Below are 11,847 nucleotides of genomic sequence, written 5' to 3' on the forward strand. Positions count from 1 at the left end.
GCACTACACGTAAGGTATGCTGATGAGGCGGTTTGTATTGGCCCACCGGCCTCTACAGAATCTTACCTGCGTATTGATAAAATCATTGATGTCTGTAAAAAATTAGATGTTGATGCCATACACCCGGGTTACGGATTCCTTTCAGAGAATTCTGAATTTGCCAAAACCGTAACTGAAAACGGGATTATATTTATCGGCCCTTCTCCTGAAGCTATAAGCGTAATGGGAAGTAAGCTTGCCGCTAAAGCAGCTGTTGGCAAGTATGATGTGCCATTGGTTCCGGGTACTGAGGAAGCCATAACAGATATACCTGCGGCTAAGAAAATAGCTAAAGAAATTGGTTATCCAATATTAATAAAGGCTTCTGCCGGTGGTGGTGGTAAAGGTATGCGAATTGTAGAGCAGGAAGCTGATTTTGAAGAGCAGATGGACCGTGCTGTAAGTGAGGCTAAGTCTGCTTTTGGTGATGGAGCTGTATTTATAGAAAAGTTTATCGGCTCACCTAAGCACATCGAATTTCAGATACTTGGTGATCAACATGGCAATATTGTTCACTTATTTGACCGTGAGTGTTCGGTACAAAGAAGACACCAAAAAGTAATCGAGGAAGCACCATCAGCTGTACTTACTGAGGAGAAGAGAAAAGCTATGGGTGAAGCGGCCATTGGTGTGGCGAAAGCCTGTAATTATTATGGAGCAGGTACGGTAGAATTTATTGTAGATGAGAAACTCAATTTCTACTTTTTAGAAATGAATACACGTCTGCAGGTAGAGCATCCTGTAACAGAAGAAATAACCGGTGTTGACCTTGTTAAAGAACAAATTAGAATTGCTGAAGGGGAAGCTTTAGGATATACTCAGGAAGAGCTTTCATTTACCGGTCATGCGATCGAATTAAGAGTGTATGCTGAAGACCCGGCCAATAACTTCCTGCCAGATATCGGTACCTTAAAGACTTACAACAGACCTCAAGGACCGGGCGTCCGTGTAGATGATGGTTTCGAACAAGGCATGGATATTCCGATACATTATGACCCGATGATAGCCAAACTGGTAACATTTGCTGATACCAGAGAGTTAGCTATCAAGAGGATGCTAAGAGCTATTGAAGAGTACGACATCTCTGGTATTGAAACTACTATGGGCTTTGGTAAATTCGTATTTAATCACGAGGCATTCATCTCAGGAAAGTTTGATACTAAATTCGTTGACAAATACTTCGAACCTTCAGTGCTGGAGGGCGAAAACAAAAAAGAAGAATTAGAAATAGCAGGTGTTTTATCTGCGATGATGGTTAAAGAAAGTAAAAAGGCTAATGAACAAGGTGCTCAACAAGTGAAGTCTGGTACGAGCAACTGGAGAAAAAGAGCCTGGAGAAATAGCTAAATATGGCTGAAATTAGACCTCTAAGGGCGTGGCGGTACGATAAAAGTTTGACCAATGATATTGAATCGTTAACCTCACCCCTATTTGATGTTGTATCTAGAAAGCAACGTGAAAAATTATATCAAAACGAGCTAAATAGTATTCATCTCTCTGTGCCCAGGGGTAATAATGCCTTTGAAGGTGCAAGAGAGTTACTTGACAAGTGGAAGCGCGAAGGCACTATCAAGCAAGATGCTTTACCGGGGATCTATGTTTATTATCAATATTTCTCTTTAGCAGGAAGCACTAAAACCTATTGTAGAAAGGGGTTTATTTGTAATATAAGAGCGTACGATTGGGATGATGAAGATAGCATGATCCTAAGACATGAGAACACAATACCTCAGTCGGTAAATGATCGTGTCGAAGTGCTGGAAAAGACTTTACTTAATGTGAGTCCTACTCATGGCCTCTACACCGATCCAAACTTCGAGCTCGAGAAGTACATGGATGAGAGTATGAGAAACCCAATCTATGAAACTGAGGACTACCAAGGGGTTAAAGATGTACTTAGCGTTATTCATGATGCCGAAACGATTAAAAAGTTTTTAAAGCTAATAGAAGATAAAAAGATCATATTAGCTGACGGACATCATCGCTATGAAGGGTCTTTGATGCATCGCAAAACTCAAACAGCTGCTAATCCCAACCATACAGGTAATGAAGGGTACAACTATCACCTCATGTTTCTCACAAATACTGAGGCGGATGACCTAAGAATTCTTCCTACGCATAGAGTTATTGAAAATTTACCTGATTTTGATGAAAATGAGGTAATGAAGAAGTTGGAAGAAGACTTTATCATTAAACCTGTTGAAGAGGCGCATACGATCAATGAGATAATTTTGGGTAAGCAATGGGCCTTTGGGGTTTTGTTTAACGATCGTGCATATAAAATCAGGCTTAAGCCGGAGAAGATTGATACTTTGGAGTGGAACTTTCCTGATGTAATCAAAAAATTAGATCTTACAGTCATGCACTATTTTGTGATAGAAAAAGTGCTGGGGATTAAAGGAAAAGACCAACGTAAATCAGAGAACATTAGGTTTGATCGGAGCTTTGGTGATTGCCTGGCTAGAGTGATAAAAAAAGAAGCTCAAATGGCATTAATCACCAACGACATCTCCATGGAGGACGTAAAGCGTGTGTGTCACAGTGGTTATACCATGCCTCAGAAATCGACCTATTTCTATCCAAAAGTAATTTGTGGATTCTTATTTAGCTCAATTAAAGAAGATGAATTTAAGCTTCCCCCTTATTCTTGCTTCTAAATCACCGAGGCGCCAGGCTCTTCTAAAGGAGGCTGGTTTTCAGTTTGAGGTAGTTACTAAAGACGTTGATGAGTCTTACCCTGATGACCTGGAACCTCTTGAGGTGGCTAAATACATAGCCGAAAAGAAAGCGCAGGCTTTTAATGAAGATATTAATTCAAAAATTGTGATTACGGCCGACACGGTTGTTTTGAAAGGCAATACAATTTTAGGTAAGCCACAGAGTAAAGAAGAGGCATTTAACATGCTCAGATCGCTCTCAAACACGACCCATCAGGTAATCACGGGGGTTAGTCTTTTTAGTAGTGAAAAGCAGACTTCTTTTGACGATTGTACTGATGTGACTTTTAAAACTCTCTCTGACGAAGAAATAAAATACTACATAGAGAAATACGAACCATACGATAAGGCAGGTGCCTACGGCATACAAGAGTGGATTGGCATGATAGGGATTACAGAAATCAAAGGCTCTTATTTTAACGTGGTAGGGTTACCAATTGAGAAATTGTATAGACAACTGCAAACCTTTTAAGCTTAGCTTTATTTCATATCAAAATGTAAAAATTTAGTTTCTCCTTGGGGGTAAGTCGGTGCTTTGTCATTCAATGTTTTACCATCCAAAATCACTTCATACAATTTTAGAAACTTATCTGCCATTTGGCTCACAGTGAAACAGTCCATTACTCTTTCATGAATTTGCTTATGGTTGTAATCAGACCGATTTTTAACAGCTTCAGCCAGATCACTCACATTATTGGCTATAACACCTGACTCATTATTTACGATTTCCGGCAGAGACCCGTATGACGTACTAAATACGGGATTACCGAAATACATACTCTCAGTAATCGCAATACCGAAAGGCTCATGCCACACTACAGGAAAAATAAGCCCTGTGGAGTCATTTAATATCTTATTTTTGGCATCACCACCGATCATCCCGTGAAAGTGAATTCTAGGGTCCAGCGTTAATCTGAATCCCATGTGAAGATTAAGCCTGGTACCACCTAATACGTGCATATGGGATTTACTTTTTTGTGCAATCTTTATAGCACCCTTTATATTTTTTACTCTCCAGGCTGCTTTAGCTAAAAAGTGAACATAGTTTCTCTTCTTTTTAAAATCAGGAGTGCCATAGTCTTCAGGGTCGAGTCCATTGTAGACGTAACATTGTGCACTATGCCTTTCTGCATGCTTTTTTGAAACAAAAACAGTGTTTATATCATGGAATTCATCTTTGGTATTTGACTCCATGTGAATTAGATAAGGTTTTTTTACTTCAGATTTGATAGGGATATATGAATGTACTACATCTACCGATTCAGGAATCTGTTCACTAATATCTCGTTCTTTGTCGTAAAACTTTACGTCAGCAAAATGGCAAGTACTACCCTCACCTACTAAATAAGTTACTTTATGACCTTTATTTACAAGCTCTTTACCAAGCCACCAAACGATTCTCTGTATACCTCCATATTTAGCTACCGGTATAATCTTATCGAAAACAATGCAAATGTGCATCCTTAAAATGGTTTAAAGATTTTTGCAAACACATCGTGTCGCTTCCACACTCTTTTATGCTTATCTACATTGATGAAATTATCGATAGGTATTGTTTTGCTGGCCAACCAGACGCCACCATATTTTTTATGATGATCGTCAAACAAAACCTGGTGTTTATATAATTCAAAATGGTCATAATAGTGTGTGCGATTTGCATCATGAAGCACTACAAGGCCATCATCATTTATGAGCTCAAAAGCTTTTTTTACACAGTCTTTACGTGCTCTGCCATCGATAAAAATAAAATCAAATTTACCCTCTGGGTATTCAATGTAGCTTTTGAAATCATCATATGCTCCATCCTTTTTTGGGTCGGTGTACGGTTCTTGATCTGCCGGCATATTCACTACCTCTACCCGTGAGTTCTGGTTAGACTTATCTACAATCTCAAACCATTCTGTATTATGCTCTAAAGCCAGCCAGCTTGAGTCTTTATCGAGGAGATGCGGGAAGTATACCGTACTAAAGCCGGAACCCCATTCTAAACAGCGTTTGGGGTTTAAATTTTTTAAGGCCTCTGAAAGCAAATCAATTTCTTTGCTGTACATCCAGGGTAGCTTTTTCTTGCTACCCATCTTTCTATTAATTCTTGTTTTGAGATCACTCAATAATTGATTAGAGAAAGAAACTGGTCCATCAAAATTTAAACTCATAATTTATTAATTCCGTGTGGGGTTTTAATGACATTCTTTGTTCTTGTGTGCTTTCTTATAGCTTTATTCTTATTCATAGATTCAGGAGTTTTATATCCCCTTTTGTGATCTAAATGCACACAAATTGCACTGTATCTTATCTGTTTGGATTTTATACCATAGTTAAAAAGCCTTTCACCTAGCTCCCTATCCTGGCCGCCATATTGCATTTCTTCATTGAAGCCATTAATGTAGACCAAATCTTCTTTCCAACCAGAGGCATTGTGACCATTCCATGTGGCTTTGGTTGGTGTGACATTGTTAAGAAATGTTTCTTTAAAACCAGAGGCAGTAAGCTTCATGGTTTTATATGTTTTCTCCAAACCATTATTATATAACCACTCTTTGTCAAATACCTTTTGAGAAATGATATCTTCTTTGCTTACTAATTTACTAGTTGACATGGGGAGCTTGAAATATCCACCGGATAGAAAGTAGCCCTTTTCGGCTTTATCTACATGGACTTTGACAAAGTCTTTTCTTGGAATGCAGTCACCATCTGAAAATATTAAATATTCTGTTGACGTGGCTACAATAGCTTTATTAAGAATTTGAGATTTTTGAAAGCCTCTGTCCTCATGCCAGACATGCACAATATCCAAATCTGTGCTGTTGGCAAATTGATCTAATAATTCCTTAGTTTCTGGTCCGGAACCGTCATCTGCAATGACTAACTCAAAGTTTTTGTACTCTTGATGGGTATATCCCCACAGTACTTTCTCCAGCCAGTCAGTTTTATTATAGGTCGATATGATTACGCTAACTTTCAAATCCTTCAACTGTTATTCCTCTTTTTTTGTGCGTTGCATTTCCCAAATATTCACATATTTAAGAAAATTTAAGTAGGCAGACATAAAACTAAAGATAAACCCGTAATACCCGTCCAAAAAGCCGAGATTAAAAAAGTATTTCCTGCTGAATTTGAACATAGGATTGATCAGCACATGAAAAAGAAAGTTTACCTGTTTACCTTTCTTGTATTTTGCCTGAGCAGCAATTATTGAAAACTTTCTTATCTGATCAAGGTGCTCATTTACATCTGCGTAGGCATAGTGCAATAGATCCCCCTTCAATTTCACCACTTTGGATCCATTATCTAAAATCACCTTATCGTGAGGGTTTGTGCCACCCCACCCACCTTTGTTGCGATTCCATAATCTTAATTTCCTATCAGGATACCATGAGTATTTTAGCCATTTGCCACAGTAATTGTTAAATCTGTTGAAAACATAACCGTCAGCAATACATTCCTGCTTAACCTTCAATACTGATTCTCGCATTTTATCCGAAACTCTTTCGTCAGCATCGAGAGAAAGTATCAAATCATGCTTAGCCTGCTTCATGGCAAAGTTCTTTTGCTCGATGTGACCTTCAAAAGTATTTTCAATAAATGTAACACCCAGACTTTGGCTAATTTCTTTTGTCTGGTCTGTACTGTATGAATCGACAACTAGAATTTCATCAACTACGGGCTGCATAGATTTAATGCAAGCTTCAATATGCCTCTCTTCATTGTAGGTAATGATTACCCCAGATATTTTAACAGCTGTATTACTCAAATTGGGTAGTAATTGGATATAAATAAAAAATGCCCTTACAAATATAAGGGCATTTTCTTATGGATTAGAATGATAGACTACTCTTCTGAAGCCTGAGCTTCCTCGAGGGGTTCTTCTTTCTTATTTTCCTTTTTATCTTTAGATGATATCGCATCTCCATCTTCTAAGCGCTTTGAGACCACCAAGAAAGGGCCTGAAACTACACGGTCACTAATAGTAAGCCCTTCAAGTATCTCGATATTTTCGTAATCGCTGATGCCGGTTTTTACTTCTACCATCTTAGCAGAGCCATTGTCATCAATAAACACTACTTCCTTTGTTTCCTGATCTACCGGTGTTGCAGCTACAGCATTTTCTGTTTCTTCAGATTCTTCACCATCTTCGTCATCGTTGCTCTTTCCAAATTTTTTCTTGTTTGGAATTACGAGTAGTAACGGCTGACAGCGGTACTGATAAAACATTATCCTTTCTCTTTGTAATAACATCCACACTGGCAGTCATGCCTGGTCTGAAAGGATATTTATTACCTTCTTCAACTAAATCAGCGTAGGACGAATTAAGAATTCTTATTCTCACTTCAAATTCTGTAACAGCATCTGCTGAGACTTTATCGTTAGCTGTATTAGCGATAGCTGTTACCAACCCTTTAAATTCTTTCTCTAAGTGAGAGTATGAATCCACATCAATAATTGCGGTATCACCAACAGAAACCCGAATGATGTCGTTTTCATTAACATCAACTCTTACTTCCATTTGGTTGAGATCAGCGATTCTCATGATTTCTGTACCCTGAAACTGCTGTGTACCTAATACCGTTTCTCCCTGCTCAACATTAAGCTTAGAAATGGTGCCACTCATAGGTGCTGTTACGGTGGTTCTTCTTAAGTTTTCCTGCTGCTGAGAAAGTGAAGCTTCACTACTCTTTACAATATATTTTGCAGCTTCAACAGACTCTTTCGCTGATTTTAAATCGTTTTGAGCTACAGCATAGTTTTGCTGCGCCAATTGCCAGTCCGCATCAGAAATTACTTTTTCTTTATACAGCTTCTCTTGTCTTTCATAATCTTGCTTAGCACGCGTAAATGTAGCTTCAGCTCTGGCTAATGAAGCTCTTGAAGATGCTAAATTGGCTTTTTGCTGATTAAGAGATGCTCTTGATTGCTCGACTGCAGCTACAAAATTATCTGGTCTTACTTTGGCTAATATCTGCCCTTCAGTTACAGGGTCGCCCTCTTCGATATTCAGTTCGATAAGCTCACCAGATACTTCCGGACTTAACTTTACTTCAACCACTGGCTGAACCATGCCAGAAGCACTTACCTTTTCTGTAATAGATACTTTCTTTACCTCAGCTAACTCAACTTCTATTTCTTTAGGTTTACCTATCCAGCCGGCTGATTTACCAACTGCGATGAAAACAATAAGAATTACTACAGCTGCAATTAGGTAGTATAACCATTTATTTGACTTTTTCTTTTTTGCCATTGTTTAAAAATCTAAAGGTTTGCCTTGATAAAAATCTAAAATTTTGAGTTTGAATATGTAATCGTATTTTGCTCTGATAAAATCAGAAAGTGCTTGATTATAATTGTTTTGAGCAACAGTCAAGTCTGTGATATTCGCAGCACCTGCTTCTTTCTGTTTTGTTAAATTATCAAAGAGTAACTTCGTTGACTCTACCTGCCTTTCATTACTGCGATAAGTTTGTAATGCTGCTTCAGCATTTAAATATGCTTGTTCAACCTGCTGTCTAAGATTATTTCTCGTTTCAAGATCATTTAGTTCTGCCCTATCAGTATTTATTCTGGCCACTTGCACTGCCTGTCGTACCTGAAAATTGTTAAATATTGGAATATTGAGGTTGAAACCAATATTTTGACCCAAATTATTATCTAGCTGTTCAGAGAAACCAAACGCATCATTCTGATTATTAAATCGAGTGTCCACCCCAAGAAATGCTGTAATTGAGGGTAGTCTACTCCCCTTTGCTGCTGATAGGCCTAACTCACTGGCTTCGATCCTCAACTCAGCTGCCTTTACAATCGGCTGAGTAGTCAATGCTTGTTCGTAAACTTCATCAGAGCTCAGTTGCACTGGCTCCAAATTCTCAGGTTCGATGTCTGGGGTCACAATCGAAAAGTTAGGGTCATAAGGTAACTGCAATAATTGCATCAATTGTAGCCTGGCGATATTTAAATCATTCTGTCTATTTATAACCTGAGTTTCATTTATGGCTTCTTGAGCTTCAGTTTGCAGTTCATCTGCTAAAGCTAAAGCACCATTTTCGACTAAAACTTTTGTTCTTCTGTTTTGCTCTTTTGCCGTTGCCAACTGAAGCTTCGCAGCTTCAAGAAGCTCTTTGTTAAATATTACCTGAAGGTATGCCTGCGCTACGTTTAAGCCTAAGTCATTTCTTGCTTGAACTAAATCTGAAACAGACGCATCGACTAAGAAACTATTCTGTTTAATGGTATTGTAATTAGCAAAACCATTAAATAATGTAACGTTTGCACTTAGGCCGAACGTATTTGTCCTTGAGTCTAAGTCGGTAATTAGGTTGGTTACAGGATTTACGTTTTGACCAAAATTATAGGCATGAGTTGCTCTCGCATTTAGTGAAGGAAGCAAATCGGCTTTACTTTGGTTGTAGGCAGCCTGGTTTTGAACCACACTAAGATCTGACCTTTTAACACTTATATTGTTTTTTAAGGCATAATCAATACACTCCTGAAGCGTCCATTCGTTCGTTTCCTGGGCGTAACTGAAGGAGCTTAAAAGCAAGCAAACAACAAGTAACTTTATCTTATTCATAGAATAATTAATCGGTTTTATAAATCAATATCTGGTATATAAATTACGTCCTGTATCCAACTTAGACTCTTCATGTACTCAATTGTTACAGGCTTAAGGCCACTATCCATCTCAATCACCTGACAAGCGATGTCGTTTTTACCCTTTCGGGAAACTGACATGGTAGCTATGTTGCAGTCATCATGCGACAAAATATTAGCGATGTAGGCAATACTACCTTTTTTATCCTCTGCTTTAAGAATAAGTGTATGAAGGCTTGAGGAGAAATTTGCACTGAAACCATCGATTTCAGCGATGTTTATCACACCCCCACCTTTACTCTCACCGATGATCTCTACTTTTTTACCGCCTTTTTCTAAATTTAGCTTTATAGAATTGGGGTGAAGCACTGAGGCATTTCCAACAGATTTAAAGGTGTATTCCAGCCCTCTTTCTTCTGCGAAATCAAATGATTTTCTTATGCGCTCATCATCAGTTTTAAAATCTAACAGGCCAGCTATAATCGCTTTGTCGCTGCCATGCCCTTCATAGGTGCGAGCAAACGAATTGTAAAAGGTAATTATAGCTTTCTCTGGTTGGCCACCTAAAACTCTTATGGCAGCACGCGCTATTCGCACAACTCCTGCGGTATGCGAACTTGATGGCCCGATCATCACGGGACCTATCATATCGAATACACTACTCTTCTCTGCCATGGTTTTTATAATTTACAGTTTCAATATTAATCATAATTTTACGTGCACTAAGTACTAATAATTGTAAATGGTTGTTTTTCTACTTGAAGCCTCAAATTGGGTGATTAAGTTTAAAATTTTTACGGTCATTTCACCAGAATTGAGATTTTGGACTTAATTGATACCTTATGCAAATACTCTTAAACAATGAATTGGTCAATGAACCTTTCACCATTGATAGCAATGATAGAGCGTTTCAATATGGTGATGGTTTATTTGAAACCATCGCGATCAGAAATTATGCACCCAGACATCTCAATTATCACTTAGACAGACTTCAATTTGGCGCAAAACTATTAAGTCTTAATTTACCATTCAAGCGTGAGGAAGTCTCTTCAAAAATCGCTCAATTAGTAGAGGTCAATAAACATGTAGATGCTACTGTAAAGATAATTGTATGGAGAAAGAATTCCGATGCTTCAGGGTATTCCTTCAACACTCAGGCATGTAATTTTTTAGTTGTCTCTAGACCCTTTAAAAATAAAAGTAGAGTAATAGACAAAGCAGGATTTGCTGAAACTGTTGCGTTCCATTATTCTGCTATCTCACAGATAAAGACGCTTAATGCTCTCCCTTATGTGATGGCTATGCATGAGAAACAAGAGCGCGGCTTAGATGAACTTATAGTTTTAAATGGTCAAAGAAAAATCTGTGAGAGTACTTCTTCTAACGTGTTTTGGGTTAAAGACGATATATTCTACACTCCCCCTATTTCAAGTGGTTGTTTAGATGGTGTGGCTCGGAGGGTTATTATCGAAAAGCTGAAAAAAGACAAAAGGAAAATAAAGGAAGTATTGACTGAACCTAAATCTATTGAAGGTGCAGATTGTGTATTTACCACCAATAGTGGCGGCATAAGATTTATTTCCCAAATCGATCATGTCAGGTTTGACACATCGTTGGCACAAGATCCTTTATTGACTCTCTGATTCTGCCTTTTCAATTTGTCTCTCAGCTTCTTCTTTTTCTTCAGAGTCAGTGTTTTCTACATCTTCATTGTTATTTACGCTAGAGTAACTTATAGCTATAGATATTGGGAAGTGGTCTGAGCCAATCTTTCGATGCACCTGTATATCTACCAACTGAAAATGGTCACTCACAAAAAAATGATCTAAAGGCCATCTGATCGGATATTTTGCATGAAATGTATTGAAAAAGCCCCGCCCCTTTCTCGGGTCTAATAATCCACTGATCTTTTGAAAGATGCGTGTACTTTTAGACCAGGCCACATCATTAAGGTCACCTGCCACGATGATTGGCACATTTTCACTATCTCTAATTTCTTTGCCAAGTAAATATAATTCAGCATCTCGCTCTGTTGAGCGATAGTTCTCAGTAGGGCTCGGTGGCTCAGGATGCATGCCATAAAATTGTACTTCAAGCCCGGATTCCAGTACTAATTTTGCTTTTACAGAGGGGATGTCATCTTTTACCATATGCCTCACTTCGGCATCCTTCAGAGCAAATTTGCTGTAGAATAACAAGCCATACATGTTATCTAGTGGCTCCATAAGCGTGTAAGCAAATCGATCTTCCAGGGAGGCTACATTTTGCTTCCATCGTTCATTAGTTTCCACTAAAAACACAACGTCAGGATCTTCTTCCTCTATCAGCTTAAGTAGCTCCTGATAATTATCATTAGGTTGATACACATTAGAAACTAAAAGCTTGATATCGTGTTTACTCTTATCGCTGGCAGTCTTAATTTCTGTTGAGTTAAAAATGGTATAGGGCAATATAAGTGTAGCCTGGTAAGTAGATACCGATGCTATGATGACTATGAATACTATAT

At 38.3% G+C, this 11,847-nt stretch carries 13 protein-coding genes; 4 read left to right on the forward strand and 9 right to left on the reverse strand.

Features of this window, described 5'->3' with window-relative positions:
* The 3 genes from E1176_RS13040 to E1176_RS13050 form a co-directional block, all read left to right on the forward strand.
* Positions 1–1,386, forward strand: a 1,386-nt coding sequence (locus tag E1176_RS13040; RefSeq protein ID WP_155211074.1) for an acetyl-CoA carboxylase biotin carboxylase subunit, incomplete at its 5' end; no start/stop codon positions are given.
* 2 nt (positions 1,387–1,388) lie between these two features.
* A complete protein-coding gene (locus E1176_RS13045; RefSeq protein ID WP_155211075.1) occupies positions 1,389–2,696 on the forward strand; it encodes a DUF1015 domain-containing protein in 1,308 nt (435 codons plus the stop codon).
* Positions 2,662–3,228 carry a Maf family nucleotide pyrophosphatase gene (locus tag E1176_RS13050; protein WP_155211076.1) on the forward strand — a complete coding sequence of 189 codons (567 nt, stop codon included), beginning with the start codon at positions 2,662–2,664 and terminating at the stop codon, positions 3,226–3,228. Before E1176_RS13045 ends, E1176_RS13050 begins: the two co-directional genes overlap by 35 nt.
* 8 nt (positions 3,229–3,236) lie before the next feature.
* Here E1176_RS13050 and E1176_RS13055 read toward each other — a convergent pair whose 3' ends face one another.
* The 8 genes from E1176_RS13055 to sdaAB form a co-directional block, all read right to left on the reverse strand.
* The gene (locus tag E1176_RS13055) at positions 3,237–4,217 is read right to left on the reverse strand and encodes a glycosyltransferase (protein ID WP_155211077.1); all 981 of its coding nucleotides are present in this window, start codon (positions 4,215–4,217) and stop codon (positions 3,237–3,239) included.
* A gap of 2 nt (positions 4,218–4,219) precedes the next feature.
* Complete coding sequence (locus tag E1176_RS13060) at positions 4,220–4,912, reverse strand: class I SAM-dependent methyltransferase (RefSeq protein WP_155211078.1); 693 nt, start codon at positions 4,910–4,912, stop codon at positions 4,220–4,222.
* Positions 4,909–5,721: a glycosyltransferase family 2 protein gene (locus tag E1176_RS13065; RefSeq protein ID WP_246206049.1), complete on the reverse strand. Its 813-nt coding sequence runs from the start codon at positions 5,719–5,721 to the stop codon at positions 4,909–4,911. Before E1176_RS13065 ends, E1176_RS13060 begins: the two co-directional genes overlap by 4 nt.
* A gap of 12 nt (positions 5,722–5,733) precedes the next feature.
* On the reverse strand, positions 5,734–6,510 hold the full coding sequence (locus E1176_RS13070; RefSeq protein WP_155211080.1) for a glycosyltransferase family 2 protein: 777 nt from the start codon (positions 6,508–6,510) through the stop codon (positions 5,734–5,736).
* A gap of 77 nt (positions 6,511–6,587) precedes the next feature.
* Complete coding sequence (locus E1176_RS21365) at positions 6,588–6,971, reverse strand: hypothetical protein (protein ID WP_343030534.1); 384 nt, start codon at positions 6,969–6,971, stop codon at positions 6,588–6,590.
* A complete protein-coding gene (locus tag E1176_RS13075) occupies positions 6,895–7,995 on the reverse strand; it encodes an efflux RND transporter periplasmic adaptor subunit (RefSeq protein ID WP_343030535.1) in 1,101 nt (366 codons plus the stop codon). The genes E1176_RS21365 and E1176_RS13075 overlap by 77 nt, the downstream gene beginning before the upstream one ends.
* Positions 7,996–7,998: 3 nt before the next feature.
* A complete protein-coding gene (locus E1176_RS13080; protein ID WP_155211081.1) occupies positions 7,999–9,321 on the reverse strand; it encodes a TolC family protein in 1,323 nt (440 codons plus the stop codon).
* A gap of 17 nt (positions 9,322–9,338) precedes the next feature.
* Positions 9,339–10,016, reverse strand: a complete 678-nt coding sequence (sdaAB, locus tag E1176_RS13085; RefSeq protein ID WP_155211082.1) for an L-serine ammonia-lyase, iron-sulfur-dependent subunit beta — start codon at positions 10,014–10,016, stop codon at positions 9,339–9,341.
* A 167-nt stretch (positions 10,017–10,183) separates the two neighbouring features.
* Here sdaAB and E1176_RS13090 point away from each other — a divergent pair, with 167 nt between their 5' ends.
* Positions 10,184–10,984, forward strand: coding sequence for an aminotransferase class IV (locus tag E1176_RS13090; protein WP_155211083.1), 801 nt, complete (start codon positions 10,184–10,186; stop codon positions 10,982–10,984).
* On the opposite strand, the gene E1176_RS13095 is transcribed toward E1176_RS13090, so the two are convergent.
* A partial coding sequence (locus tag E1176_RS13095; RefSeq protein WP_155211084.1) for an endonuclease/exonuclease/phosphatase family protein occupies positions 10,970–11,847 on the reverse strand: 878 nt, incomplete at its 5' end. The genes E1176_RS13090 and E1176_RS13095 overlap by 15 nt on opposite strands.

The sequence above is a fragment of the Fulvivirga aurantia genome (assembly GCF_009711475.1).
In the GTDB taxonomy this organism is placed as follows: Bacteria; Bacteroidota; Bacteroidia; order Cytophagales; family Cyclobacteriaceae; genus Fulvivirga; species Fulvivirga aurantia.